General features: G+C 35.3%; 30 protein-coding genes. 19 read left to right on the top strand and 11 right to left on the bottom strand.

The features are described from left to right. Positions 1-11 precede the first annotated feature (11 nt). Together H280_RS0101790 and H280_RS24560 are read right to left on the bottom strand one after the other, a co-directional pair. On the bottom strand, positions 12-530 hold the full coding sequence (locus H280_RS0101790) for a DUF309 domain-containing protein (protein ID WP_020059396.1): 519 nt from the start codon (positions 528-530) through the stop codon (positions 12-14). 116 nt (positions 531-646) lie between these two features. Continuing rightward, complete coding sequence (locus H280_RS24560) at positions 647-733, bottom strand: YjcZ family sporulation protein (protein ID WP_196810697.1); 87 nt, start codon at positions 731-733, stop codon at positions 647-649. Between the two features lie 181 nt (positions 734-914). On the opposite strand from H280_RS24560, the gene H280_RS0101780 reads away from it, so the two are divergent. The 5 genes from H280_RS0101780 (at position 915) to phnF (ending at position 5,740) form a co-directional block, all read left to right on the top strand. Continuing rightward, positions 915-1,646, top strand: a complete 732-nt coding sequence (locus H280_RS0101780; RefSeq protein ID WP_020059394.1) for a segregation/condensation protein A — start codon at positions 915-917, stop codon at positions 1,644-1,646. 88 nt (positions 1,647-1,734) lie between these two features. Continuing rightward, positions 1,735-2,307, top strand: coding sequence for an SMC-Scp complex subunit ScpB (gene scpB / locus H280_RS0101775; RefSeq protein ID WP_028411063.1), 573 nt, complete (start codon positions 1,735-1,737; stop codon positions 2,305-2,307). Between the two features lie 77 nt (positions 2,308-2,384). Beyond that, positions 2,385-3,287, top strand: a complete 903-nt coding sequence (locus tag H280_RS0101770) for a ComEC/Rec2 family competence protein (protein WP_020059392.1) — start codon at positions 2,385-2,387, stop codon at positions 3,285-3,287. Positions 3,288-3,868: 581 nt separating this feature from the next. Further along, positions 3,869-5,008, top strand: a complete 1,140-nt coding sequence (gene nagA / locus H280_RS0101765; RefSeq protein WP_028411062.1) for an N-acetylglucosamine-6-phosphate deacetylase — start codon at positions 3,869-3,871, stop codon at positions 5,006-5,008. Next, the gene (gene phnF, locus H280_RS0101760; RefSeq protein WP_020059390.1) at positions 5,009-5,740 is read left to right on the top strand and encodes a phosphonate metabolism transcriptional regulator PhnF; all 732 of its coding nucleotides are present in this window, start codon (positions 5,009-5,011) and stop codon (positions 5,738-5,740) included. Positions 5,741-5,768: 28 nt separating this feature from the next. Here the strand turns inward: phnF and H280_RS0101755 are convergent, their stop codons facing one another. Continuing rightward, positions 5,769-6,584, bottom strand: coding sequence for a Cof-type HAD-IIB family hydrolase (locus H280_RS0101755; RefSeq protein ID WP_020059389.1), 816 nt, complete (start codon positions 6,582-6,584; stop codon positions 5,769-5,771). Between the two features lie 164 nt (positions 6,585-6,748). Between H280_RS0101755 and glcT the strand changes: the two genes are divergently transcribed. The 4 genes from glcT (at position 6,749) to ptsP (ending at position 12,096) form a co-directional block, all read left to right on the top strand. Further along, positions 6,749-7,597, top strand: coding sequence for a glucose PTS transporter transcription antiterminator GlcT (gene glcT / locus H280_RS0101750; RefSeq protein ID WP_020059388.1), 849 nt, complete (start codon positions 6,749-6,751; stop codon positions 7,595-7,597). A gap of 324 nt (positions 7,598-7,921) precedes the next feature. After that, complete coding sequence (gene ptsG, locus H280_RS0101745) at positions 7,922-9,982, top strand: glucose-specific PTS transporter subunit IIBC (protein WP_020059387.1); 2,061 nt, start codon at positions 7,922-7,924, stop codon at positions 9,980-9,982. A 138-nt stretch (positions 9,983-10,120) separates the two neighbouring features. After that, positions 10,121-10,384: a phosphocarrier protein HPr gene (ptsH, locus tag H280_RS0101740; protein WP_020059386.1), complete on the top strand. Its 264-nt coding sequence runs from the start codon at positions 10,121-10,123 to the stop codon at positions 10,382-10,384. Continuing rightward, entirely contained in the window at positions 10,384-12,096 is a 1,713-nt protein-coding gene (gene ptsP / locus H280_RS0101735) for a phosphoenolpyruvate--protein phosphotransferase (RefSeq protein WP_020059385.1), read from the top strand. The genes ptsH and ptsP overlap by 1 nt, the downstream gene beginning before the upstream one ends. A gap of 123 nt (positions 12,097-12,219) precedes the next feature. Here the strand turns inward: ptsP and H280_RS22930 are convergent, their stop codons facing one another. The 3 genes from H280_RS22930 to H280_RS0101720 form a co-directional block, all read right to left on the bottom strand. Beyond that, entirely contained in the window at positions 12,220-12,516 is a 297-nt protein-coding gene (locus H280_RS22930) for a DUF3915 family protein (RefSeq protein ID WP_020059384.1), read from the bottom strand. Between the two features lie 227 nt (positions 12,517-12,743). After that, positions 12,744-12,962, bottom strand: a complete 219-nt coding sequence (locus H280_RS0101725) for a hypothetical protein (RefSeq protein WP_028411060.1) — start codon at positions 12,960-12,962, stop codon at positions 12,744-12,746. 265 nt (positions 12,963-13,227) lie between these two features. Then, positions 13,228-13,845 carry a nitroreductase family protein gene (locus H280_RS0101720; protein WP_020059382.1) on the bottom strand — a complete coding sequence of 206 codons (618 nt, stop codon included), beginning with the start codon at positions 13,843-13,845 and terminating at the stop codon, positions 13,228-13,230. Between the two features lie 330 nt (positions 13,846-14,175). Here H280_RS0101720 and H280_RS0101715 point away from each other — a divergent pair, with 330 nt between their 5' ends. The 4 genes from H280_RS0101715 to H280_RS0101700 all read left to right on the top strand — a co-directional run bounded on the left by H280_RS0101715 (position 14,176) and on the right by H280_RS0101700 (position 17,912). Next, entirely contained in the window at positions 14,176-15,468 is a 1,293-nt protein-coding gene (locus H280_RS0101715; RefSeq protein ID WP_028411059.1) for a sensor domain-containing diguanylate cyclase, read from the top strand. A gap of 98 nt (positions 15,469-15,566) precedes the next feature. Further along, on the top strand, positions 15,567-16,694 hold the full coding sequence (locus H280_RS0101710) for a serine hydrolase domain-containing protein (RefSeq protein WP_020059380.1): 1,128 nt from the start codon (positions 15,567-15,569) through the stop codon (positions 16,692-16,694). Next, positions 16,691-17,575, top strand: a complete 885-nt coding sequence (locus tag H280_RS0101705) for an NAD(P)-dependent oxidoreductase (protein WP_020059379.1) — start codon at positions 16,691-16,693, stop codon at positions 17,573-17,575. Before H280_RS0101710 ends, H280_RS0101705 begins: the two co-directional genes overlap by 4 nt. Positions 17,576-17,579: 4 nt before the next feature. Next, positions 17,580-17,912, top strand: a complete 333-nt coding sequence (locus H280_RS0101700) for a DUF3909 family protein (protein ID WP_020059378.1) — start codon at positions 17,580-17,582, stop codon at positions 17,910-17,912. A gap of 28 nt (positions 17,913-17,940) precedes the next feature. On the opposite strand, the gene H280_RS0101695 is transcribed toward H280_RS0101700, so the two are convergent. After that, positions 17,941-18,219 (bottom strand): hypothetical protein, encoded by a 279-nt coding sequence (locus H280_RS0101695; protein ID WP_020059377.1) that lies wholly within the window; start codon positions 18,217-18,219, stop codon positions 17,941-17,943. A gap of 215 nt (positions 18,220-18,434) precedes the next feature. Here H280_RS0101695 and H280_RS0101690 point away from each other — a divergent pair, with 215 nt between their 5' ends. Next, positions 18,435-19,226 carry a nitrilase-related carbon-nitrogen hydrolase gene (locus tag H280_RS0101690; RefSeq protein ID WP_020059376.1) on the top strand — a complete coding sequence of 264 codons (792 nt, stop codon included), beginning with the start codon at positions 18,435-18,437 and terminating at the stop codon, positions 19,224-19,226. A 413-nt stretch (positions 19,227-19,639) separates the two neighbouring features. After that, entirely contained in the window at positions 19,640-19,801 is a 162-nt protein-coding gene (locus tag H280_RS0101680; RefSeq protein WP_020059374.1) for a YvrJ family protein, read from the top strand. A gap of 271 nt (positions 19,802-20,072) precedes the next feature. Here the strand turns inward: H280_RS0101680 and H280_RS0101675 are convergent, their stop codons facing one another. Further along, positions 20,073-20,849 carry a 3-hydroxybutyrate dehydrogenase gene (locus H280_RS0101675; RefSeq protein ID WP_020059373.1) on the bottom strand — a complete coding sequence of 259 codons (777 nt, stop codon included), beginning with the start codon at positions 20,847-20,849 and terminating at the stop codon, positions 20,073-20,075. Between the two features lie 197 nt (positions 20,850-21,046). Between H280_RS0101675 and H280_RS0101670 the strand changes: the two genes are divergently transcribed. The 3 genes from H280_RS0101670 to H280_RS0101660 are packed head-to-tail and all read left to right on the top strand — an operon-like array spanning position 21,047 to position 22,955. Continuing rightward, complete coding sequence (locus H280_RS0101670; RefSeq protein WP_028411058.1) at positions 21,047-21,379, top strand: PadR family transcriptional regulator; 333 nt, start codon at positions 21,047-21,049, stop codon at positions 21,377-21,379. A gap of 56 nt (positions 21,380-21,435) precedes the next feature. Continuing rightward, positions 21,436-22,197 carry a DUF1129 domain-containing protein gene (locus tag H280_RS0101665; protein WP_020059371.1) on the top strand — a complete coding sequence of 254 codons (762 nt, stop codon included), beginning with the start codon at positions 21,436-21,438 and terminating at the stop codon, positions 22,195-22,197. Between the two features lie 20 nt (positions 22,198-22,217). After that, a complete protein-coding gene (locus H280_RS0101660) occupies positions 22,218-22,955 on the top strand; it encodes an HAAS domain-containing protein (RefSeq protein ID WP_020059370.1) in 738 nt (245 codons plus the stop codon). A gap of 15 nt (positions 22,956-22,970) precedes the next feature. Here H280_RS0101660 and H280_RS0101655 read toward each other — a convergent pair whose 3' ends face one another. Genes H280_RS0101655 through H280_RS0101645 form a run of 3 tightly spaced genes read right to left on the bottom strand, consistent with a single transcriptional unit; the run spans position 22,971 to position 24,389 of the window. Continuing rightward, the gene (locus H280_RS0101655) at positions 22,971-23,588 is read right to left on the bottom strand and encodes an ImmA/IrrE family metallo-endopeptidase (RefSeq protein WP_020059369.1); all 618 of its coding nucleotides are present in this window, start codon (positions 23,586-23,588) and stop codon (positions 22,971-22,973) included. 43 nt (positions 23,589-23,631) lie between these two features. Further along, positions 23,632-23,928, bottom strand: coding sequence for a hypothetical protein (locus H280_RS22925; RefSeq protein WP_020059368.1), 297 nt, complete (start codon positions 23,926-23,928; stop codon positions 23,632-23,634). A 32-nt stretch (positions 23,929-23,960) separates the two neighbouring features. After that, complete coding sequence (locus tag H280_RS0101645; RefSeq protein ID WP_020059367.1) at positions 23,961-24,389, bottom strand: hypothetical protein; 429 nt, start codon at positions 24,387-24,389, stop codon at positions 23,961-23,963. Between the two features lie 304 nt (positions 24,390-24,693). Between H280_RS0101645 and H280_RS0101640 the strand changes: the two genes are divergently transcribed. Then, complete coding sequence (locus tag H280_RS0101640) at positions 24,694-24,987, top strand: DUF3928 family protein (RefSeq protein ID WP_020059366.1); 294 nt, start codon at positions 24,694-24,696, stop codon at positions 24,985-24,987. The last annotated feature ends 79 nt before the right edge of the window (positions 24,988-25,066 follow it).

Below are 25,066 nucleotides of genomic sequence, written 5' to 3'. Positions count from 1 at the left end.
CAGAGATAACATTATCCCTGCTTTTTCTTTTTTAATTGCATATTTCGCTCGGCAATCACACCTTCACGATTGCGACGGGAGTGTTTATGAATAATGTCCTCGCTTGGTGTGAAAGAAGTGTCTTTCCAAGGAAATCTTTTCGCTTTGCATAATTGTATACATATGTTCTCTAAATTCGAATCAGCAAACGGGAGAAATAATGTTGTATAAGGTTCATGATTTTGTATGATGTGCAATCGCTCGTCAAGAAGCAATAGTAGTTTGGAATAGTTTAAACCTAATGCCTCTATATGCTGTTTTTTATTTTGTAAAATGAATAGCGCACTTTTCATCATTTTCTGGGCGCCGTTCCAATTACAGCGTCTATGGTGATATAAAGCGACGGCAATTTGGATAAGTCCAACCCAATGCTGTTCTCGCTCTCCGCGTGGCTTTGTTTTCCAATGTTCTTCTAAAACTTCATGACATTCAAAGTAATCATAATCACTATGAAAATGAATTAAAAACTGTATGTATGCTCCGTGATACATGTTTTTCACTCCTATTCCAAGTAGTGTGCATATATATGAATCCATTTTGATTTGGATTTATATATTGTAGCATAAATATAAAGCGACTAGAGAGTGCTCTAGTCGCTTTATGTCAGTTAGCAGAAACAAGCTGCGCCGACAATAATTAATAAAATAAACAACACAACTAGTAGAGCAAATCCGCCGTGGAAACCTCCAGAAATATGCTGTCCCATAGTTTGTAACCTCCTACAATGTACTCATTACACTGTTATCATATGAAGGGGATGGGCATTGTGGCCTAGGTATACGTCTATTTTTAATTAATTTTTTGAAAAAGGTTGGATAGTGTATGAGTATGCACTATACTTAGGATGTTACAGAAAAATTGTGGTGGGATGATTTGTGCAATATAATTTTAAAGTTGAGGCATTCGAAGGCCCTTTAGATTTACTATTACATTTAATTAATCGTTATGAAATTGATATATATAACATTCCTGTAGCGGAAATTACAGAACAATATTTATCATATATCCATACGATGAAGGAATTGCAGCTTGATGTTGCAAGTGAATATTTAGTAATGGCTGCGACGCTATTACAAATTAAAAGCAAAATGTTGCTTCCAAAGTATGAAGAGGATGAAGAGGATAGCAGTGAAGAGTTTATGGAAGATCCTCGGCAAGAGTTAATGGAGCGCCTAATTGAGTATAAGAAATATAAGCAAGTTGCTACTCAATTAAAAGAGAAAGAACAAGAACGAGCACAGTTATATACACGGCCACCTCTTGATTATATGATGTTTCAAAAAGAAGAGGATGAAAAGTTGCCGATTGACGTTACGTTATATGATATGTTAGCAGCGTTTCAAAAGCTCATGCGCCGAAAGAAAATACAGCGCCCAGTAACGGCTACAGTTACTAGGCAGGAAATCCCCATTGAGCAAAGAATGGAAGCTGTTTTAAAGCAATTGGACCTTGCAGGCGGTCGCCAAAGTTTCTATGATTTATTTGTAGATGATAGTCGAGATATGGTCGTTGTTACATTTTTAGCAATTTTGGAACTCATGAAACATCAGAAAATTGTTATTGAGCAAGAGCGTAATTTTGATGAAATCTTTTTAAAGAAACAATAGCTGTAATCTTTGACCGAACGCAATATACCGATGTTCGGTCTTTATGACGTATATGGAGATAAAGAATGTGGGAAAGGAGCTTTTAGCGTTGGATAGACAAGAACAAAAGGCAGTTATAGAGGGACTGTTATTTGTAGCGGGAGATGAAGGGATCTACCCAGAACAAATTGCAAAAGTATTAGAGGTAGAAGTGAAAGAGATAATAAAACTTGTAGAAGAACTGCAGGAAGAATATGAACAATTGAACCGAGGTTTGCAAATTGTTCAATTTGCAAAAGTATATCGTTTTACAACGAAAAAAGAGCACGCACCGTATTATCAAAAATTGATGGATGCACCAACAGCTACATCTTTATCGCAAGCGGCGTTAGAAACATTAGCGATTATCGCCTATCGCCAGCCAATTACAAGAACAGAAATTGAAGAGATTCGCGGTGTGAAAACAGATCGGGCCCTGCAAACGCTTGTATCTCATTTATTAATTAAAGAAGTAGGACGTGCAGAAGGGCCGGGACGTCCCATTTTATACGGCACAACAAAAGAATTTTTAGATACATTTGCATTACAAACATTAGACGAACTACCTTCTCTATCAGAAGACGGAGAAGGAATAAATGAAGCGGATTTATTCTTTGGTTCTTTACAAGAAATTTCGAAGTGAAGCTTGGCATTTTGCCAAGCTTTTTTTGTATATGAAATCCAAGCTGCGTCATACTAAATAGAAAAAGGAGAAGGTGTATGAAAGATGTGCGTATCGCTCTTTTTCTATTTGCAGCAATATTATGTATAACTTTAAATAGTACATCCCCCACGCGTCAGTATGCTTCTATACATACGGCTTCCTCCTTTTCAAGTCAGCGTACGCATTTAGGTAAGATGACGGTAAGTTTTTTAAGAGTTGGACAAGGAGACGCAACGATTATTTCTTTACCGAACGGGAAAACAATTTTAATTGATGGTGGACCGTATGAAGCTGGGGAACCTATTATTGATAAATTAATGAAAAAAGGAATTAAACGTCTAGATGTTGTCATCGGTACACATCCTGACATGGATCATATCGGAGGGTTAATTCCAATTATTGAACAAATGCCGGTTGCGCTTGTGCTAGATAGCGGGAAATTATATAGTTCGTTTACATATCATACGTATATAAGAAGCATTAAAAAAAGAGGAGTTCCATTTTTACGTGTAAAAGAAGGACAGTATATTCCCCTGGATCCTCATATTGCTATTCAAGTATTAAATGATGGAAAAGCAAAACGAGAAAATAATGAGTCATCTATTGTATTGAAAATTCGTTATGGTAAGGCTGATTTTTTATTTATGGGGGATGCTGATACACACACTGAGGAAGACATTATAAGGAAATATGATGTTCATGCGGATGTATTAAAAGTTGGCCATCACGGGTCATATACATCAACGAGTGAACAGTTTATAACAGCTGTTGCGCCGCAATTTGCTATTATTTCATATGACAAAAAAAATCCGTACGGTCATCCTCATCGAAGTGTAATGAAACGTTTAAATCGGTATGGTGTCACTGTACATACTACTATAAAAAGTGATGTTGAAATTGAAACAGATGGTGAAAACATTACTATTCAGCATAAGCTATCTTTACCGCTGTTAAAGTAATATAAGTATAATGCAGTGATGTTCTACAGTTTTCTTGATATCCATTTAATAAAACGTTTTTATGTATTATATTAATGTAGTTTTAGAAGTGTAGTTGCTTTCTTTGTTATACCGTCTGTTAAAAGTCTTTTTATAAAGCGCTCTCAACAGACGGTATATACTGTTAAAATAATTCTAAAATTTGAATTTAGTTACAAAAATAAATAAAGTAATTATCGATTTCTTCATCTATTATAAATGTGTCCTTTTGAATAAATAATCCCATATATATAAATGCAAATTGAAAAAATAACATAAAAACCACTTTTTTAGGGGAGAAGACCAGAGCAACTGGCCATGCATAGAGGCGGTCAGTGCCTTTTTTTCCTGCCACGTGTAAAGTTTAAAACAAAGGTAGAAAGCAAGTAGCCGCCATGTTTTATTCTGCATAGCAACGACTTATATGTTAAAAAATCAACTTGTATTTATATACTATAAATCCGCTCTTAATGTATAGACAACTATTTGTGTATATATTATGATAAAGATAGATAAATAGATAATAATACAAGTGGGTATTACACAAGAAAGGATCGATGAAAATGAAAACGCAAGTTGTCATCAATGCCAAAATTTATACAGGTCGTGAAGTTTTAGAAAGAGGTTTTATTCGTTACACTGATCAAATTCAAGATCTAGGATTGATGGCTAAGTATGTACCACAAGAAAATGAAACAATTCATGATATAAAAGGGAATATAGTCATCCCAGGCATGATTGATATTCATATTCACGGTGGATACGGTATTGATGCAATGGATGCAGATGGCGACGGATTAGTAACTCTTGGTAAACAGATGCTACAAGAAGGAGTTACAACTTTTTTTCCAACAACAATGACACAGTCTCCTGAAGTAATTGAAGCAGCATTGAATGCTGCAAAAGAAGCAAAGGAAAAAGGTGCGCATTTCGAATATATTCATTTAGAAGGCCCATACGTTTCAAAAAAACGTGCAGGTGCACAGCCGCTAGAATACATTGTCCCTGCAAATATTGAGCAATTTAAACAATGGCAAAAAGTAAGTGGAAATTTAATTAAACTCGTAACATATGCTCCTGAAGAAGGTGCTCGTGAGTTTGAACAATATCTTGCAAAAACAGGTGTTATTGGTACGATGGGACATACGGATGCAACGAATGAACAATTAATTGGTAGAAACATTACGCATGCAACACATCTTTACAATCAAATGCGTGGTTTGCATCACCGTGAACCAGGCGCAGTTGGTCATGTGTTGTTAAATCCAGATATAATGGTCGAAGTGATTACAGATGGCATTCACATTCATCCGGATATGGTGAAATTAGCCTATAAATTAAAAGGCCCGAAAAAATTGAGTGTTATTACAGATGCGATGCGTGCAAAAGGTTTAGCAGATGGATTATATGAACTTGGCGGACAACCAGTTATTGTAAAAGGTGGTAGTGCACGATTAGCAGATGGCACATTAGCAGGTAGTATTTTGAAAATGGATGAAGCATTGCGTGGCGTAATAGCGTTTACTGGATGCTCCATTGAAGAAGCTGTTCTTATGACATCAGTTAACCAAGCTGAGGAATTTGGTTTAGTAAATAAAGGAGCTTTAGAAACTGGAAAAGATGCAGATTTTGTTATTATGTCTGAGGATTTATACGTACAAGATACAGTTCGATTAGGAATTCATATGAAAGAGGGGAAATAAATGAACATCGACAAGTATTCACCATTTCCGATCTATTATCAGATTCAAGAATGGGTGAAGCAACTAATTGAATACGGTGAATGGAAGCCGGGAGATAAAATTCCATCTGAAAATGAGTTATGTGATAAGTTTGAAGTAAGTCGAATGACAATCAGACAGGCGATTAATAACTTAGTTGAACAAGGTTATTTATATCGAAAGCGTGGAATTGGCACTTTTGTACAACTTCCGAAAGTTGAACAAAAGTTGCAAGGTTTGACAGGTTTTACAGAGGATATGCTCTCTCGTGGAATGAAACCGAGTAGTGTGTTATTAAGCTTTCTCCTTGTTCCAGCTACTGATAAAATAGCAGATAGGCTTAGAATTCAAGAGGGAGAATCGGTATACGAAGTAAGGCGTATCCGCTTAGCTGATGAAGAGCCAATTGCGTTTGAGACAACGTATTTGTCACCATCTCTTGTGAAAGATATTGATGAAGAAATTTTGCAGCAATCATTGTATGAACACTTAGAAAAAAGACTAGGTTTTAAGCTAGTTCGTGCTACGCAATCTATTGAAGCGTCTATTGCAACAGACGAAGAGGCAGAGCATCTTCATATACCGAAGAAAGCGCCAGTGCTTGTAATGAGACAATGGTCGTATGCAGAGGATGATTTGCCCCTGGAATATGTGAAATGTATTTACAGAGGAGATCGTTATAAATTTATTACGAATATTTCACGCAATAAGTAAAGTAGTGAAATAAAAATACGACTCATCCTTATAAGGAGGGAGTCGTATTTTTATGTTCTTCATTATAACGAAGAACATATTCAATCGCATCTTTGACAGAAGGAACAATATGTGATGCATGTTGCCTAACTTCATCGTCTGCACCGGACATTGCAAAGCTATGATGTGTTAAAGTAAACATAGGAATATCATTATAAGAATCACCAATACAAGCCATTTCATTAGGCCCAATATTAAATTCATTTAATAAAACAGAAATAGCGGAACCTTTGCTAATGTTTGGGGGCATTACATCTAAACATTGCTCGGCAGAGATAAAAGTACTTACTTTTCCTTTGAAATTTTCTTCAATTTGTTTTTGAAGAATAATTAAATCTTCTTTTGTACCACCGACTGAAATTTTATTTGGGAAAATTGTCGTATCAATTTTTTCGAGCAAGTTTGGTTCTTCAACGGAAGTCATTTTTACCCGCTTTTCGAGTTCATGAATAAATGGTGTTTTTTCTTCAATATAATAATTATGTTCATCACTTACATAACGAAAGAATGGTTCTTTGTTTGTTATAGACAACAGTTCGGGTAAAATAGTAGAATCAAATGTTGCAGATAATAGTTGTTTATTTTCGTGTGTATATACAAATACTCCATTCACACTAATTCTATGAAAGTTAATGTCAACTTTATTCATTAAATCGGCAATCTCATTATCAAGTCGTCCAGATGCGAAACAAAGAGTTATATTTTGGTCAGCAAGGCTACGCAGTGCATGTACATCTTGGTTATCGATTACACCTCCATGTTGCATCATCGTGCCATCAATATCACTTATAAACATTTTAATCATACTATTTCTCCTTTCGATTAGACGTATGCCATTACATTATACGCATCTCGTACAGTCATGTCTAAAAAATGACATTTCTAAAATGGCAGATGTTTGACATTGACGAAAAATAAGATTGTTCTGTAACATGAAAGTAGACGTTTTACGCGCGGGGGTGGTGTTGTATGAATAATTGTCTCGAAATTAAAAAAGTTTTAAATAATAATGTTATTATTGCTGTTCATCCAGAACATGAAGAGGTTGTTGTCATAGGAAAAGGAATTGGATTTGGGAAAAAAGCAACAGAGATGTTGCAGGTAGAACAAATTGAGAAAATGTTTGTATTAACAAACGAACGTGAGCGCGAACAATACAAACTTCTTGTTCCGCATGTGAGTGAGAAATTGATTGAATTAATGAACGATCTTATGTTTTATATTCAAGATCGAGTAGAAACACCGTTAAATGAGCATATTCATATTGCTTTAACGGATCATATTGCTTTTGCAATAAAGCGATTAAAGCAAGGATTTACAGTTGATAATCCATTTTTAGTGGAAACAAAAGTGTTGTATCCAAAAGAATATAAAATTGCAGAAGAAGTTGTAGAATTAATTAATTCCCGCTTAAATATTCATCTGCCTGAAGGAGAGATTGGATTTATTGCACTGCATATTTATAGCTCTGTTACAAACTCTGAATTATCTTCTGTTAATCAAAATTCTAAATTAATTGCCCACCTTATTTCTTTAATTGAAACAAACTTACAAATCGTGTTAGACAAAGAGAGCATTCATTATTTACGTCTTGTTCGTCATCTGCAATATGCAATTGAACGGGTAAAAAAAGGTGAGAAAGTGGAAGAATCACAAAATTTTGCAGATCTTTTAAAAGCTGAATTTCCAAAGTGTTATAATTTGGCTTGGAAACTTGTAAAAGTCATGCAAAAACAATTACAACTGCCTGTGTATGATGCGGAAACGATTTATTTAACGATGCACTTACAGCGATTAATGAAGGTTGAACAAGTTTAAATTTTGTCGAAAATGTAAACGTTAAAAAAAGTTATTGAATCGCTTACAATTGTTATGTATAATCAATAGTACAAAGTTCTACTAAATTCGACAAATGAATAACAGTACACAAAGAAAACGTTTGCTAAAATTTGTGAACTTATTACGTATACCTATTTTTGACACGTGTTACTGATTCGATCAGGCATGAGTGGAGAAAAGTTAGGAATGTAAGCTAGAGAAAGGGACATACTACCCTTTGTATAGCTATCGTTCTATCTTTTTTTCCTCATGCCTTTTGGCGTTTGTCGAAAGTATCAATTATATAAGAGAGGAAGGGTATTTATGTTTAAGAAGATTTTTGGTGTTCTTCAAAAAGTCGGTAAAGCACTTATGTTACCAGTTGCAATCTTACCGGCTGCAGGGATTTTACTTGGATTTGGTAATGCATTCCAAAACCCTCAGTTAACAAATCATATCCCAGCGTTAAAAGCAGATTGGTTTGTTCTAGTTGCAAAAATTATGGAACAATCTGGTGACATTATTTTCGCAAACCTTGCACTATTATTCGCAGTAGGGGTTGCCATCGGGTTAGCGAATGGAGACGGAGTAGCTGGTTTAGCGGCATTCGTTGGATATTTGATTATGAACAAAACGATGAGTGTATTCTTAGGAGTAGACAAGTTAGTTCAAGTAACAAGCAAAGCTGGAGATCCAATTAAAACTGGTTTTGCAGATCCATCTTATGCAAATGTATTAGGCATTCCAACACTTCAAACGGGAGTGTTTGGTGGTATTCTTGTAGGGATATTAGCAGCATATTGTTATAATAAGTACTTTAATATTGAATTACCATCATACTTAGGATTCTTTGCTGGTAAACGTTTCGTACCAATTGCAACAGCAACATTCTCTTTAATTTTAGGGATTGTAATGTGTTTTATTTGGCCAACAATTCAAGGCGGCTTGAATTCATTCTCGCATCAAATGATTGATACAAATAAAACATTAGCAGCATTTATATTCGGTTTAATTGAACGTTCTTTAATTCCATTTGGATTACATCACATTTTCTATGCACCATTCTGGTTTGAGTTTGGTCAATATACAAACGCAGCAGGTGAAATTATTCACGGTGACCAAAAGATTTTCATGGCACAATTAAAAGATGGCGTGGAGTTAACAGCTGGTACGTTTACAACTGGTAAGTTCCCGTTCATGATGTTCGGTCTTCCAGCAGCAGCGTTAGCAATGTATCATGAAGCGCGTCCGGAAAATAAAAAACTAGCAGCAGGTATTTTAGCTTCTGCTGCGTTAACAGCTTTCTTAACTGGTATTACAGAACCGATTGAGTTCTCATTCTTATTCGTAGCACCTGTACTATTTGGAATCCACGCAGTATTTGCTGGTTTATCATTTATGACTATGCAAATTTTAAACGTTAAAATCGGGATGACATTCTCTGGTGGTTTAATCGACTTTATTTTATTCGGTGTATTACCAAACCGTACAGCATGGTGGTGGGTAATTATTGTTGGTCTTGTACTAGCAGTGATTTACTACTTCGGATTCCGCTTTGCAATTCGTAAATGGGATTTAAAAACACCAGGTCGTGATGTAGTAGCGGATACTGATGGAGCAGGAGCAGTAGAAGCAGGCGAGCTTCCAGGTGAGATTTTAGTAGCACTTGGCGGAAAAGAAAACATCGCTTCTTTAGATGCTTGTATTACACGTTTACGTGTGCAAGTAAAAGAACAAAAGGATGTAAACAAAGATCGTTTAAAAGAGCTTGGAGCAGCAGGTGTTCTTGAAGTTGGTAACAATATTCAAGCTATCTTCGGCCCAAAATCAGATACATTAAAATCACAAATTCAAGATATTATGGCAGGCCGTGCGGTGCATGTTGCAAAAGAAGCACCTGCAAAAGTAGAAGCGCCTGTTCAAAAAGATACAAATGAAGTAATTGCGATTCCAATTGAAGGTAAAATTTTACCAATCACTGAAGTTCCAGACCAAGTATTCTCTGGAAAAATGATGGGTGATGGCTTTGCAATAGAACCAACAGAAGGAACAGTCGTATCTCCTGTAAATGGTGAAATTGTGAACGTATTCCCAACAAAACATGCAATTGGTATCCAATCAGAAGGCGGAAAAGAAATTTTAATTCACTTCGGTATTGATACAGTAAAATTAAATGGAGAAGGCTTTGAAGCGTTAGTTTCTCAAGGAGACAAAGTAACACAAGGCCAGCCGTTATTAAAAGTAGATATAGCGTTTGTAAAAGAAAACGCACCTTCTATTATTACGCCAATTGTTTTCACTAACTTACAAGAAGGACAAAAAGTTGAAATCAAAAAGCAAGGTGATGTCAAGAAAGGTGAAACAAACGTTATTGATATCCATTAAGATTTAGACGCAAAATGTTTATAATTATAATAGGCGGTGTGGTTGACCGAGCATCGCCTATTATATACAATATAGATGGTGTTATACTCACATCTAGACAACTTCAAATATACTGTAGTTTAAAGGAGATAGATCATTATGGAAAAAATCTTTAAAGTAACTAGCGACTCTGGAATTCATGCTCGTCCAGCAACTTTACTTGTAAATACTGCAAGCAAATTTGGTGCGGATATTAACTTAGAGTATAATGGTAAAACTGTAAACTTAAAATCAATTATGGGTGTTATGTCTTTAGGTATTCAACAAGGCGCAGAAATTAAAATTACTGCAAATGGTGATGATGCAGCTCAAGCAGTAGCAGCTATCGAAGAAACTATGAAAAACGAAGGGTTAGGAGAATAATGACTCTTAACATTAAAGGGATTGCTGCATCAAGTGGTATTGCCATTGCAAAGGCGTTCCGTTTAGAAAATCCTGAATTTAACCTTGTAAAGAAAACGATTTCGGATGAAGCTGCGGAAATCGCACGCTTAGAATATGCGCTTGAAAAATCAAAATCTGAATTAGAAGCAATTAAAAATCATGCTTTTGCTGAGCTTGGTGCTGATAAAGCTGCTATCTTTGAAGCGCATTTACTAGTATTAAATGATCCAGAACTAGTAAATCCAGTGAAAGATAAAGTGAATAATGAAAAAGTAAACGCTGAATTCGCAATGGATGAAGTTGCATCCATGTTCATTACTATGTTTGAGAACATGGATAATGAATATATGAAAGAACGAGCAGCGGATATTCGTGATGTGACAAAGCGTGTTATTGCACATCTACTTGGAATTAACTTCTCAAACCCTAGCACAATTTCTGAAGAAGTAATTATTATTGCAGAAGATTTAACACCATCTGATACAGCTCAGTTAAATCGTAAATATGCAAAAGGTTTTACAACTGATATTGGTGGACGTACATCGCACTCTGCAATTATGGCTCGCTCTATGGAAATACCAGCTGTTGTTGGTACAAAAGTTGCTATGGAACAAATCCAAAACGGCGATATCGTAATTATCGACGGTTTAGACGGAGAAGTAATTGTAAACCCATCTGAAGAAACACTTCGTGCTTACGAAGAAAAGAAAGCGCAATTTGAAGAACAAAAAGCAGAGTGGGCAAAATTAAAGAATGAAGCGACAGTTACAGCAGATAATCAACATGTTGAACTTGTAGCAAATATCGGTACACCGAAAGATGTAAAAGGTGTTATTGATAACGGCGGTGAAGGCGTTGGCTTATATCGTACAGAATTCTTATACATGGGCCGTGACAATCTTCCAACAGAAGAAGAACAATTTGAAGCATACAAATCTGTTCTTGAGGGTGTAGGAGAGGGGCAGCCAGTTGTTGTTCGTACACTTGACATTGGTGGCGATAAAGAACTTCCATACTTACATTTACCAAAAGAAATGAACCCGTTCTTAGGCTACCGTGCAATTCGTTTATGCTTAGAAGAACAGGATATCTTCCGTACACAACTTCGTGCTTTGCTTCGTGCAAGTGTATACGGTAACTTGAAAATCATGTTCCCGATGATTGCAACTCTTGATGAATTCCGTCAAGCAAAAGCAGTTTTATTAGAAGAGAAAGAGAAACTTGTACAAGCTAATGTAGCTGTTTCAGACGCTATTGAAGTAGGTATGATGGTTGAAATTCCTGCTTCAGCGGTATTAGCTGACCAATTTGCAAAAGAAGTAGATTTCTTCTCTATCGGAACGAACGACTTAATTCAATACACAATGGCAGCGGATCGTATGAATGAACGCGTATCATACCTATATCAACCATATAATCCAGCGATTTTACGCCTTGTAAAAATGGTTATTGATGCAGCTCATAAAGAAGGAAAATGGGCTGGTATGTGCGGTGAGATGGCAGGAGATGCCTTAGCAATTCCGTTGTTAGTTGGATTAGGATTAGATGAGTTTAGTATGAGTGCAACATCTATTCTTCCAGCGAGAACACAAATTCGCAAGCTTTCAAAAGCGCAAATGGAAGAATTAGCACAAAAAGCTTTAAACATGTCAACTGCTGAAGAAGTAGTAGAACTTGTAAAAAGCATTTAATGAAAAAAACTGGGATTGATTTGAAATCGGTCCCAGTTTTTTTTATACAATTCATTTTGTCATGAGTAGTTGAATAAATAAAACCAGGAAAGCGATAGCTTTCCTGGAAAGTACTGACTCTTATTAGAAAACAATCGCTACAACATCATGTGGGCAAACACGAAGTAGACCTGATCCAGGAATATTGCCTCCTGAGAAAAGTGCTACGCCATTTGAGAAGCCTTCAAATACAACGTTATTAAAAGTACCGTTATCTCTAATTGTTAATAGAGCGATTTGAGTACCGATTGAAAGGTTTCTTAGAACGTTGCAAAAACGATTTCTATTACCATCGGTACGGCGGTCGTCGCGTCTATGGCTACGGCGGTCGCTACGTACACGGCTACGGCAGTCATCAAATCCAAAACATCCTCCGAACATAATTCTCACCCCCTTCACATTAATAAGATATGCTTTAGGTACATGCATTGTTTGGACATAGTGAAGAATTTTTTTTAGATTTTTCCCTATTTTTTAGGAAAGGAATAAATGTTTTCTGTAGAGTGTTGTTATTCCTTTTATAACATATGAGAATAGGGAAATGAGAGTTTGGACAAAAAGCGGATATGTATAGAAAAAAGACTGCCTCTTTTTCATAAAGACAGTCTTTATATTTTTTTGCTTTTATATAAAACGATGATGTATACAGGAAGTGCTAATAGTAATGGTACAAAGGAGCGAGAGGCATACTGATTAATTTCTGATTGAAGTGTTGTTTCTTTTGAAAACTGTAGCATCGCAATATTTGTCATGTCCCCAACGAAGTACAGAAGCAGTACTGTGACTATGTAGCACAATATGGCGATAAAGCTTCCATATAAATTCAACGAAAATCCCTCATTTGTTATCGATTTGTTACTATTGTATCACAATTGTAACAAAAAAGCACCTTTAGATTACAATCTACCATTCCTAGGTAGTAATCCACTCTTAATATTTAGAGAGAAGTAAAGACGATAGATATGTGCAAGTTAAAAAACGACCTTTTTATTTAGAGGAGGACGAGAGCATCTAGCAGTGACTTATATGTCAAAAAATTACGTAACTACTCGGTTACCGTATGAAAAAACCTCCATTGATGGAGGTTTCACTTTATTTTGCCCATTCTGTTACTTGTTCTACGCTCATGCGTGGTGCTGAGTGCCCTGCTAATGTAGATTCGCCGATTGTAATTAACATAATTGGAATGTAACGATTAGAAACGTTAAACTCCTCCATTAATGCTTGTGGGTTGAATCCTCCAATTGCACATGTATCCCAACCAGTTGCTTTTGCTGCAAGCATAAGTTGCATTGCTGCTAAAGATGCATTTGAGAACGCTGCATCACGCGGGTATTGTTCACGTTGATATGCACTTTCAATATTTTGAGCTAAACGATTTTTTGCTTCTTCCTGCATAAATCCTTGTTCTACTAGTGGACCGTATACAGAATCAACACTTTTATATGCTTCTAGGTCGCCTAATATAGCAATAACTGCGGAGGCATCTAGAATTTGTTGTTGATTATATGCGATTGGATGTAAACGACGTTGCACATCTTCTCCTTGGAATACAAGGAATTTCCAATGTTGTAGATTCCATGCTGATGGTGCTTGGCCAGCAGCTTTTAAAATGTCATTTAATTCCTCTTTAGAAATTTCTTTTTTAGGGTTGAAAGCACGATTAGATGTACGTTCGTATAAAACAGTAAAGAAATCTTGCTTTGTCATTATAGTTCCTCCAAGCTTCGTTTCTAATTGTAAATCATTTTGAATGAAAAAAATGTTCTTTACTTACATTTTGTAAGTTGGTACTGTAAAAGAATATAATATATATATTTCTATTGTCAAGTCTTTTAAAAAAAGATATGGATAAGAGAAGATATTCGCACAGGCGTCTTATCTATTGTAGACATACAATAAAAAGATGAAACAGTGCTTTGATGGGTTTATATAACGTGAAGCTGCCATACGATGGTTTGTTGAACAAATCAAGTTCTTAAGAGTAACTCTGTAGTAGAGTGTAAGAATGGGATAAATGAAGTGAGTGAAGGCCTAATGGTGCACATTCTACGTTTTTTGCTGGAACATACAGTTTTTCAAAATGTATTACAGGATCTTGATATGAATGTATTGTATATTGAAGAAGGGCATAACGATCGGCAGACAATTGCAATGTTAAAGCCAAAGTGCTTGTTTTTGGCACATAGTTTTAAAGAAGGGAAAATATTGTTTGAAAAAGTTCAACCGCAAATTGTCATTATATACATCTCGCAAGCTTCTCAGGTTGATTTCGTAAAAGAACTCTTCACTTCAGATAAATCGTTTATCATTGTATGGAGTGAAGAAGTGACATCTCCATTTGTTGACCTTATTAAACTTGGTATACGAAACATTGTATTACCTCCAATTACGCCGCAATCTGTACTTGCTGAAGTCCAAAAGAGTGTGTATGAGTTATCATTAGTAAAACAAGTCATGTTACAGCAAGAATTACTTCAAATGATATTTGATTTTCAAAATGATTTATTTCTTATTTTGGAAGATGATGAAATCATAGATTGTAATACGAATTTTTTGCGTTTTTTCGGATATGAAGACCTTATGTCATACCATGAGCATCATATGACATTTGCAGAACATTTTGCCCAAGAGAATGGGTATTACATTGCGGAAAATAATACAATGTGGATTGATGATTGCTTAACGCATTCAAGAAAAATTAAAATGTATAATGAGGTTGGAGAAGGAAGAGTATTTTTGTTACGTATTGCTCCGTTACAAAATGATGTATCGAGATTTATCGCAACATGTACAGATATTACAGAGCTAGAAGAAGAATATAAAGAGCAAGAGCGTTTAGCAACAACTGATCCTCTGACAAATATTTATAATAGGATAAAGTTTCAAAGATTATTTTCAGAAGGTTGGGAAACTTCCATGCGAATGAACCAACCATTTGCTCTTGTTTTATTTGAACTGGATAATTTTAAAAAAATAAATGACACGTATGGGTATGATTTTGGAGATTTAGCATTGGTACAATTGTCGGAGCTTGTAACAGCAAAATTACAGCCGCATCATATTTTTGCGCGGTGGAGCGGAGAAGAATTTGTTATTTTTTTGTCTCAGGCAACAGAAAAAGAAGCATTTCAAATTGCAGAATCGCTTCGTTTTTTTATTGAAACAAAAAAAATTTCTGGAATTTCAAAGATAACCGCAAGTTTTGGTGTTGCTGCATTTGAAAATGGAATTACAAAAGAAATGTTAATGCACCGAGCAGATGTTGCATTATATGAAGCAAAGAAGAAGGGGAAAAATCAAGTTTGCTTATATCGAAAAGGAAAAATGTAATGTTTTTTCGCAACAAATTGTTGCGATTTTTTTTTATTAACGGATAATGGTGAAGAGGGGGGAGTAAATATTTAAGATGCAATGGAGGATTTTTAGGAATGAAGACGTTATGGAGCACAATTATTTTTTTACTTTCTGTTTTATTAGTAGGAAGCTATTTCTTTTTTAAAGTACCTGCTAAAAAAGAAGCACAATCAATAAAAACAACTGTCCCTGCTAATACAACGAAGGAAAAACCAAAAGAAATTGATTATACTGCTGTTACCCAAAAACTAGATCAGTATCTAAAAGATAAACAATTTAATGGATCAGTCCTTGTTTCCTATCAAGGTCGTACAATCATAAATAAAGGGTATGGCTATGCGGATGTTCAAAAACAAATTGAAAATACACCGCAAACAAAATATCGAATTGGTTCTATTACAAAAACGACAATTGCTGTATCGATTTTACAGTTGCAAGAACAAGGGAAGTTAAATATACAGGACAATGTACATACGTATATTCCATCTTTTCCTGCGAATAAAAATATTACATTATATCATTTATTAACGCATACATCAGGACTCCCTGAACACGGAAAAGGGAAAGTAAATGCGGCATCTAGGCTTAATTTAGTAACGTGGCTTGGACAACAACCAACTGCTTTTCAACCGGGGCAAGGCTGGCTATATACAGATTATAATTATATGTTACTAGCTTATATTGTAGAAAAAAGCTCGGGACAATCTATAGCACAATACGTTACAGAGCACGTCTTCATTCCAGCAGGAATGACAGAGTCAGGTATGGGCGAGACACCGGAAGGGGCTGCGGATTTTGCAAAAGGATATAAAAAGAAAGAGAACGAGAATGAGCTTGTATTAGCCCCAAAATTAGTCATGAATTGGTTATATGGATGCGGTGAGATGTATACAACAGTACATGATATGCAAAAGTTAGACGAAGCAATTATGACAAGTAAGCTTATTTCGCCTGAAAGTTTAAAACTAATGTTAACACCACCCACAGATAGAAAATACGCATTTAGCTTTTATATATATCCAGATTATTATCACAATCATGGTGTACTTTCGGGATGGAATACATTTAATAACTTTAATTGGGATAAAAAACTATTTGTTACTGTATTTTCAAATGTGCAAAATGGAATTAATGATGAGTTTAATACCGAATTTCGCAAACTTGTGAGTGATTTGTTAGAAAAAGAGGAGATGAAAAAATGAAGCAGTTATTACCACCAACTTCTGTTGGTTTTGTTGGTACTGGTGTTATGGGAAAAAGTATGGTGCGTCATTTATTAAAGGCAGGCTATACGGTGTACGTATATAATCGTACAAAAGAAAAAACTGCAGATTTAATTGAAGAAGGTGCACATTGGTGTGATTCTCCAAAGGAAATTGCAAAAACAGCAGATGTCGTAATGACTATGGTTGGATATCCGTATGATGTAGAGGAAGTATACTTTGGTGAAAATGGAATTCTTACTCACGCAAAACAAGGAACGATTACAATTGACTTTACAACATCAACACCAACTTTGGCGAAACGTATTTACGAAGAAGGAAAGAGCAAGGGGATTTATGTATTAGATGCTCCTGTATCGGGTGGAGATATTGGAGCAAAAGAAGGGCGTCTTGCAATCATGATTGGTGGAGACGAAGAAGCATATAAAGCATGTCTGCCATTATTTGAACTGTTAGGTAAAAATATTATGCTGCAAGGAAAAGCAGGCAGTGGTCAGCATACAAAAATGTGCAATCAAATTGCGATTGCATCGAATATGCTTGGTGTATGTGAAGCACTTGCTTATGCTAAAAAGGCGGGATTAGATCTGGAAAAAGTGCTACAAAGTATTTCTACTGGTGCAGCAGGCAGTTGGTCATTAAGTAACTTAGCACCTCGTATGTTACAAGGTGATTTTGAACCAGGATTTTACGTGAAACACTTTATGAAAGATATGAACATTGCCTTAGCAGAAGCAGAAGAGCTTGGATTATCTGCACCTGGTTTAACTCTTGCAAGAGAATTATATGAGCAATTGATGCAAGATGGTGAAGAAAATAGCGGAACACAAGCATTATATAAACAGTACATAAAGGAGTAATTGTATGAGTTTAGAAAAGTTCGATAATATTATTCGCACAGTACAGTGTACAGAAACGACTTTTATTAATGAAAAGCAACTAGCTGCGTTTAAAAATAAGTATAACTTTGAACCGGTATTTGAATATGGCAGAGATGCAACAGGTCGTTATGTTATTCGAACAACGAAAGAAATGCTAGAAGAGATGGAATTTTATTTAGCACTAAAATATGAACGTGATCTGATTGATCTATATATGAATGCTGAAGTAGACGGGAATTTTTATGTTTCGGTTAGCTACGGGGACGATGCGCTTCATTTACAGGAGCTGTTTCAATTTTTAAAAGAAAATAAATAAAAAAGTCCTCACATGAGGACTTTTTTATTTAGGAAAGGCTTGTTGCCCGGCGTGCTTTTTCAATTGGAAAGGGAATCACTTCAGCCATTCTGTTTCGAGTAAATCGTTTTGTGTGAGCATGACGTAATATATAGAAGGCAAACAATATGCCAACAGGAACCGCACCATATAAACCAAAAAATAAAGCGCTTACAGTAGATGCGACGAAACCAATCATACCAATTTCTAACTCATCCATAATAGCTCCCATGACAGCAGGTATAGCCCCGCAAACGACACCAAAAAGAATTGCTAAAATTAACTCCATGTATTCCCTTCCTCCTTTTTACAATTTCGTGCTTTTTTACTAGTATTTGTATTATAACATATTTTAAACAGAATTTTCAGAAAATGTTCATAAAATGTTCATAAAATTGTAAAAAAATTTCGACAAAGAAGAAGGTTTATTTCATAAAAGGAGATAAACCTGTCTATAGAAGGATGTACATGTGTAGAGTGAATAAAAGGAAGGAGAAAAAAGTAATGAATATCGCTTGTGTACAAATGAATATCGCTTTTGGTAATGTTGAAAAAAATATAGAACATGCTGAAAAAAAAATAAGCGAAGCGATGAATGGAAATCCAGATGTTATAGTATTACCTGAGTTATGGACAACAGGTTATGATTTAGAGCGTCTTCCTCATATTGCTGATTTAGATGGGAATGATACAAAAGGTTTACTATCAAAATGGAGTAAGCAAAATGAAGTAAATATTGTCGGTGGTTCAATCGCTAAGCAAACAGGGACTGGTGTTACAAATACGATGTATATTAGTGATCGAAACGGAAAAATTGTGGCTGAATATAGCAAAGTGCATTTGTTTCAACTGATGGATGAGCATAAGTATTTAATTGCTGGAAAAAAAACGGGGCATTTTGTATTGGAGGGTATACCGTGTGCGGGAACGATTTGCTATGATATTCGTTTTCCAGAGTGGATGCGCGTTCATACTGCACACGGGGCAACCGTATTATTTGTTGTGGCAGAGTGGCCGCTTGTTCGTTTAGCACATTGGCGATTATTGCTTCAAGCAAGGGCAATCGAAAACCAATGCTATGTTGTAGCGTGTAATCGAGCGGGGAGTGATCCTAATAATGTATTTGCAGGCCATTCTTTAATTATTGATCCATGGGGAGAAATCATTGCTGAGGCCGATGAAACAGAAACGATTTTGTATGGAACATTAGATATAAAGAAAATTTCTGAAGTGCGAAAAGCGATTCCTGTTTTGTTTGATCGTCGTCCAGAATTGTACACGCCAAAAAAGTATTGACAAACAAATTTTATTCTCGGTATAGTCAGAATTAAAAAAATGATAAATTTATACAATTATATATACAATCTTATTTCATTCTGCACAACCGCGACTTATATGTCGAGAAGCTGAAATGATTTAAATTATTTGTAACTACTCAGCTATATATTTCATTTAGAAGTTTAGTAAGGGGGGAAATTCCGGCCATGAAGATAAAAATGGGCCTACATCTCGTTACCTTTCTTTGTTTTAAAACTTCGCATGTGGTAGGAAAGAGCACTGACCGCTACTATACATGGCCAGTCCCTCTCGCCCACTTAAAAAAATGCGTTTCTGCCTTTTTTCATAAAGTAACTGAGTAGTTATAATTGTTTTTAGTTACCACTTTTTTGCCTTTCTGCTTATTTATAATAAGAAGGGAGGAGACAACGATGGAGGAATGGATATCAGTTATTGGCAATGTTGGTTTTCCAATTGTTGTTACGCTATACTTACTGCATAGAATTGAAAGTAAGTTAGATAGCGTTATTGTTGCAATTGAGAAGTTACCAAAGCAAATGTACGGATATGAATCTCCAAAAGAAAATGTGTAAATGCAAATTGAAAACCCGATATAACCCCCCCTTTTGTTAGGGGAGGACGAGAGCGTCTGAACATGTATAGGAGCGGTCAGGTCTTTTTCCTGCCGCATGCCAGGTTTGAAATAAAAGGAGCAGGCTAGTGGTAGGTATATTGTATTCTGTATAGTTGTGATTTGTGTGTTAAAAAACCAAAGTAGATTTATATATGTAACGGAAACGGATTGCGTGAATAAGCACAATCCGTTTTTAAAATTGATATAGAAGAAACATAGTTTGTTGTCATTTACTGTGCCGTATAACCACCGTCAATGACAACAGCCTGTCCTGTAACTCCTTTTGCTTTTTCGCTTGCTAAAAATAAGGCGTAGTTTGAAATTTCTTCTGTATGTAATAATCGTTGTTGTGGTACGAGCGGGTAAATGACATCTTCTAACACATGTTCAAGCAGGACATTTCTTGTTGTAGCTAAATCTTGAAGTTGATTACGAACAAGAGGGGTATCAACATAGCCGGGACAAAGTGCATTTACGGTAATACCATACTCAGCTCCTTCTAGTGCTGCGACTTTTGTAAGCCCAATTACCCCGTGTTTGGCGCTATTATATGCAGATTTACCTGCAAAACCAACGAGACCATTAATAGAAGCGATATTAATAACGCGACCGTATCGTTGTTTTTTCATAATAGGAAATGCGTGTTTTATTGCAATAAACGGTGCAATTTGCATAATTTTAATCAGCATTTCAAACCTTTCAGTTGGAAAATCTTCAATTGGAGAAACGTATTGCATACCTGCATTATTAATTAATACATCAAGTGAACCAAATCGTGTAACAGTTTCAGAAATAGCTTGTTCAATCTCACATTCTACTGTTACATCACATTGCATTCCAAATACTTTATACCCTTCGTTTTGTAATTGTTTCACTGCCTCTTGTACTCGGACCTCTAACCGATCCGTAATTACGACAGTTGCCCCCTCTTTCGCAAAGGCCTTTCCCATTTCATATCCAATGCCGCTTGCTGCACCTGTTAAAAATACAATGCGATTGCTAAACATTTTTTATTCCATCTCCTCCATAAATATAGTTAGACTAATGCTCTATTTATAGAAAAGAAGTGGGAATTCCTGCAATCTTTTGGGGAAATTATGAAAGCTATCTTGTTTTACAAAATACTGTTTGTTATACTATTTTGTAAAGCAAGATACTTATACTTACCTATCTTGTAAAACAAGATAGAGGAAGGATTTGAATGATGTCGACGAGTCAAATGCTAAAAGGTATTTTGGAAGGATGCTTACTTGCCATTATTTCTGAAGGAGAAATATACGGATATGAAATGAGTGAAAAACTGGCACGGTATGGTTTTACCATGGCAAGTGAAGGAAGTATTTATCCGCTATTAATTCGCATGCAAAAAGAAGAGTTGATTATAAGTACGATGAAGGAATCCTCATCTGGTCCAAAGCGAAAATATTACACACTAACAGAAAAAGGTGAAGATGCACTAGATAATTTTATGGAACGCTGGGAAGCGATGCAAAGTAGTGTACAACGCTTGTTAGAAGGAAAAGGGAGGAAACGATAACGTTGACGTGATGAAAGGAAATCAAAAACAAGTAATCTAAACGAGGGGAGAGTATCATGCAAGTTTCTAAAGAAGGCGAAAAGTTTTTAGTTGATATGAAAGTGTACTTATTAACAAAAGGAATAAAGGAAGGAGATGTAAATAGCTTTATAGAAGATGCTGAGCTTCATTTAATAGAAGGAGAAAAAGAAGGAAAGACGGTAACAGATATTTTTGGGGATTCTCCGAGAGAATATGCGGAAGAGTTGGCTGAAGAGATGGAAATTGATAAGAAAGAAAATTGGAATTTACTTATTTCTTTAGCAATTGCAACGGTAGCTTATTGGATGATTCCAGAACTTGTATTTCGAAATGCAGGGAAACCATTCACTGTATCACTTATTAATTTAATTGGATATCCTATCATTTTATTCTTGATGATAGCAGGGATGATTTTTGCTTTTCGTAGCTCTAGTTTTCAAAGTAAATTGAGAGAGTTTTCTGTTATATATGTAGTAATGGCTGTCATTCCAATGGTTTTACTTGTTGGATTAATGCTGCTTAATAAACAGTATGGTACAGCATTTTTCTCTTTATCCTCGATTCAAAGTTATATTCTCGGTTTCTTATTATTTGCAGCAGCTATAATAATTAATTTTCGTTTAAATAGTTGGATGGGGGTATTAACATTATTTGTTTTGCTTTTTATTATGTTTGTATTTGAATACTTTAAAATTAATAATACGGGATGGGGAAATTTAGAGCCAATTGTGTCGTATGGAAGCTTAATACTGCTTATGATGTGGGATTCTAAACAACAAAAGATTGTGCAGAGATAGTTAAGATAGGAGTGGGTTAGGTGCTGTCAAGAGAATCAAAGCAGTTTCTAGAAGATACAGGAGCCTATTTAACAGTAAAAGGAATAAAAGAAGAAGATATAAAATCTTTTTTAGAAGACGCCGAGCTTCATTTAGCAGAAGGAGAACAGCAAGGGAAAACAGTAATCGATATTTTCGGAGGTTCTCCAAAGCAATATGCAGATGAATTAGCAAGAGAAATGGACATAGATAGGAAGAGAAATTTTACTTTGTTGGTAACTTTCATTATGAGTGTAACCGCATATTGGACAATTCCAGATTTATTATTTCGAAATTTGAATGAGCCCTACAAAGTATCTGTTATTAGTTTCATTGGCTATCCTCTTATTGTATGTTTCATACTTATAGGTAACGTGTTATTTGCACGAAACATGCTTTTTCAAAATAATAAATGGAAACGAAATATAGTATTAACGATTATGGCTATAACGCCTATATTATTATCTCTTACCCTTATGTTTTCTAATGAATGTTACGGGGCAACGTTATTTGAAATTACTGGGCAGTTGCGATATATCATTGGAATCACGTTGTTTGTTTTGGCTGCTATTATTAATATTCGCATGATTGGTTGGAGTGGACTGTTTATATTAATTGTTATGATTCTTGTACCGCTTCTTTTTGATCAATTAAGAGATAGAAATTTATATTGGGGAATTCCTGTTTTAATGGGAATAGCTTTTCTTATTTTATGTTTCTATTTTAAAGATAAAAAGTAGAAGTAACTACAGCGTTTATTTTTTCTCTTTACGCAATAAAGGGCTTTGTAAAGATAACTCTCTTTGTGTATTTGTTAATAAGGAATCTATTTGTGATATATAAGGGGTAGGAATGATGTAATGCATAAGGTTTGTAGGAGAAGGATGGTGCTCGGAGCCGTTTGGACATTCAGGATCAGCATTTGTAAGCTTATCTTGTACACGGCGTGTGAATAAAATGTGGCCGATTTCGTGGGCAAGTGTGTACATGTTTTTCGAAGCTGAAGCGGCGTTTGTTAATACAATGTAACCTTTAATTTGATTACGAATTGATATGGAATAGGCACAAGCGATTACAGATTGTTCTTGAAAATAATCACTGCCGATATAACAAATATAAATATCACATTGCGACGCATGCTCAGAACATTTAGCAAATAAGGAAGCCAACTTTGGTTGCGATTTTAACGAAGATACGTAACTAATTTCACCATCATGAAAACGATATAGTTCATCTAGAACACTGACATCTTTAATTTTAAATATAATAGGATGCCAAATATATTCGGCAATTGCAATATCCCTAGCAATGCGGTGGTTGTCAATATGAGATCCAGGAGTAGTGAAAATACATATGTTCATGTAAGGACGCATAGGAGACACCTCAAATATTATGAATTTTTCTATCGAAATATACTTAACGATTAAAAAAAGGAGGCATAAATGTTTTTAATGTATTTACATTGTTTTTTTGCCGAATCACGTATGGAGAATATTCTTTATTTGATAAGAGCTGCGGAAGGATAGCGTCCTCTTTGTTTAGTAAACTGTTAAAATTAGTTATCATATGGGTGAACTGTTCATCCGTAATCATACCGCTCGTATGCCAATAACACATCATTGCATAGGCGATAGAGCTTGTATCGACGTTTACGGTTATATTCACATTAGAGTTTCCGCTGTTTGAAATATTGGAGCTATTTCGCCGCATCATAATTAATCCTCCTTACAAAAATAGGCTACTGTTTAGTAGCCTATTCCTTTTTGATTATTTTGATTTAGATTTTGGTTATTTAGATTTAGATTATTTTGCGAGGATTGAGTAGCGTTATTTAAAACATTTGTTAAAAATGGGAGCAGGGCCGCTAATAATTGGTTTGTAACATCTGTATTCAATTGACCTTGACCTTGTGCCTGACTTTGATCTTGACTTTGTGCCAGCTCTTGTCCCTGTCCTACATCAGTAGACTGCTGATTAGTAGCGGTTGTATCAGTATCTATATCAGAGTCTACGTTTAAATTCACCTGAGAATTTCCACTATCTGAAATCTGAGCAACGTTATGATTATGTGTATGCTTCTTTGTATGTTCTTCTTGTGATTCAGGTTGATTAGATTGATCAGGTTGATCACACTGGATTCTTCTTCGGCAGCGATCATAATAATAATAAGACAATAGAATCCTCTCCTTATAATAACTATAGAAAATGTCTATACCATACTTTATGTGAAAAGAGAGAATGTGTATGGACAAATGAACTATCGTTTAGAGCGGTTTTTATCCTGTTACAGCATGAGTTACTAATAATTTATTAAATTCACATGAATTTGTGAGCAGTTTTAATAATAAATTATGTTTGTGTTTTTATGACCTCTGAATAGCGTGATGAAAATTGGTGAAAAGAAGTCAGAAAATAGTCAAACTTCGACATGATTATATACCCATTTTTTGTTATAGTAAAAGAAAAGGGGGGAAAAACATGTATACATTAAAAATTGTTTCAGATCGTGAAGCTATTTATCAATTTGCAAGTTATGTTCAAGTTATACAAGGGGTAGAAAATGTATATGTGGAAGTGGGCGAAGCGTTGTATGAACATCCGCTTATGAAATTTTATGTTCATGTTGATATTAATGAAAAGTATGAACAAGAAAAAGCATTGCGGGAAATTGCACGTTTAGTAGAGTTAGGTCGTTTTACATATGTCCATTACCGAGATGAAGAGATTGAAAAAGCATTTGAGGACGTAAAATACGAAAGCCATATTGGCTAGACAATAAGTAATGAAGAGGCTAATGTGAGTTAGCCTCTTTTTGTGTATGAAAATATTTTATAGTATAGGTATCAAACAA

Source organism: Bacillus sp. 123MFChir2, from assembly GCF_000383235.1.
Taxonomy (GTDB): domain Bacteria; phylum Bacillota; class Bacilli; order Bacillales; family Bacillaceae_G; genus Bacillus_A.
Note: the sequence above shows the minus strand (reverse complement) of the source record. Positions and strands in the feature narration are given on the sequence as shown.

Bases quoted from the DNA above. Each gene is read 5' to 3' on its own strand.
- H280_RS0101790 (WP_020059396.1), bottom strand. From the start codon at position 530: ATGTATCACGGAGCATACATACAGTTTTTAATTCATTTTCATAGTGAT.
- H280_RS0101770 (WP_020059392.1), top strand. From the start codon at position 2,385: ATGAAAGATGTGCGTATCGCTCTTTTTCTATTTGCAGCAATATTATGT.
- nagA (WP_028411062.1), top strand. From the start codon at position 3,869: ATGAAAACGCAAGTTGTCATCAATGCCAAAATTTATACAGGTCGTGAA.
- phnF (WP_020059390.1), top strand. From the start codon at position 5,009: ATGAACATCGACAAGTATTCACCATTTCCGATCTATTATCAGATTCAA.
- H280_RS0101755 (WP_020059389.1), bottom strand. From the start codon at position 6,584: ATGATTAAAATGTTTATAAGTGATATTGATGGCACGATGATGCAACAT.
- glcT (WP_020059388.1), top strand. From the start codon at position 6,749: ATGAATAATTGTCTCGAAATTAAAAAAGTTTTAAATAATAATGTTATT.
- ptsG (WP_020059387.1), top strand. From the start codon at position 7,922: ATGTTTAAGAAGATTTTTGGTGTTCTTCAAAAAGTCGGTAAAGCACTT.
- ptsH (WP_020059386.1), top strand. From the start codon at position 10,121: ATGGAAAAAATCTTTAAAGTAACTAGCGACTCTGGAATTCATGCTCGT.
- ptsP (WP_020059385.1), top strand. From the start codon at position 10,384: ATGACTCTTAACATTAAAGGGATTGCTGCATCAAGTGGTATTGCCATT.
- H280_RS22930 (WP_020059384.1), bottom strand. From the start codon at position 12,516: ATGTTCGGAGGATGTTTTGGATTTGATGACTGCCGTAGCCGTGTACGT.
- H280_RS0101720 (WP_020059382.1), bottom strand. From the start codon at position 13,845: ATGACAAAGCAAGATTTCTTTACTGTTTTATACGAACGTACATCTAAT.
- H280_RS0101710 (WP_020059380.1), top strand. From the start codon at position 15,567: ATGAAGACGTTATGGAGCACAATTATTTTTTTACTTTCTGTTTTATTA.
- H280_RS0101705 (WP_020059379.1), top strand. From the start codon at position 16,691: ATGAAGCAGTTATTACCACCAACTTCTGTTGGTTTTGTTGGTACTGGT.
- H280_RS0101700 (WP_020059378.1), top strand. From the start codon at position 17,580: ATGAGTTTAGAAAAGTTCGATAATATTATTCGCACAGTACAGTGTACA.
- H280_RS0101695 (WP_020059377.1), bottom strand. From the start codon at position 18,219: ATGGAGTTAATTTTAGCAATTCTTTTTGGTGTCGTTTGCGGGGCTATA.
- H280_RS0101690 (WP_020059376.1), top strand. From the start codon at position 18,435: ATGAATATCGCTTGTGTACAAATGAATATCGCTTTTGGTAATGTTGAA.
- H280_RS0101680 (WP_020059374.1), top strand. From the start codon at position 19,640: ATGGAGGAATGGATATCAGTTATTGGCAATGTTGGTTTTCCAATTGTT.
- H280_RS0101675 (WP_020059373.1), bottom strand. From the start codon at position 20,849: ATGTTTAGCAATCGCATTGTATTTTTAACAGGTGCAGCAAGCGGCATT.
- H280_RS0101670 (WP_028411058.1), top strand. From the start codon at position 21,047: ATGTCGACGAGTCAAATGCTAAAAGGTATTTTGGAAGGATGCTTACTT.
- H280_RS0101665 (WP_020059371.1), top strand. From the start codon at position 21,436: ATGCAAGTTTCTAAAGAAGGCGAAAAGTTTTTAGTTGATATGAAAGTG.
- H280_RS0101655 (WP_020059369.1), bottom strand. From the start codon at position 23,588: ATGCGTCCTTACATGAACATATGTATTTTCACTACTCCTGGATCTCAT.
- H280_RS22925 (WP_020059368.1), bottom strand. From the start codon at position 23,928: ATGATGCGGCGAAATAGCTCCAATATTTCAAACAGCGGAAACTCTAAT.
- H280_RS0101640 (WP_020059366.1), top strand. From the start codon at position 24,694: ATGTATACATTAAAAATTGTTTCAGATCGTGAAGCTATTTATCAATTT.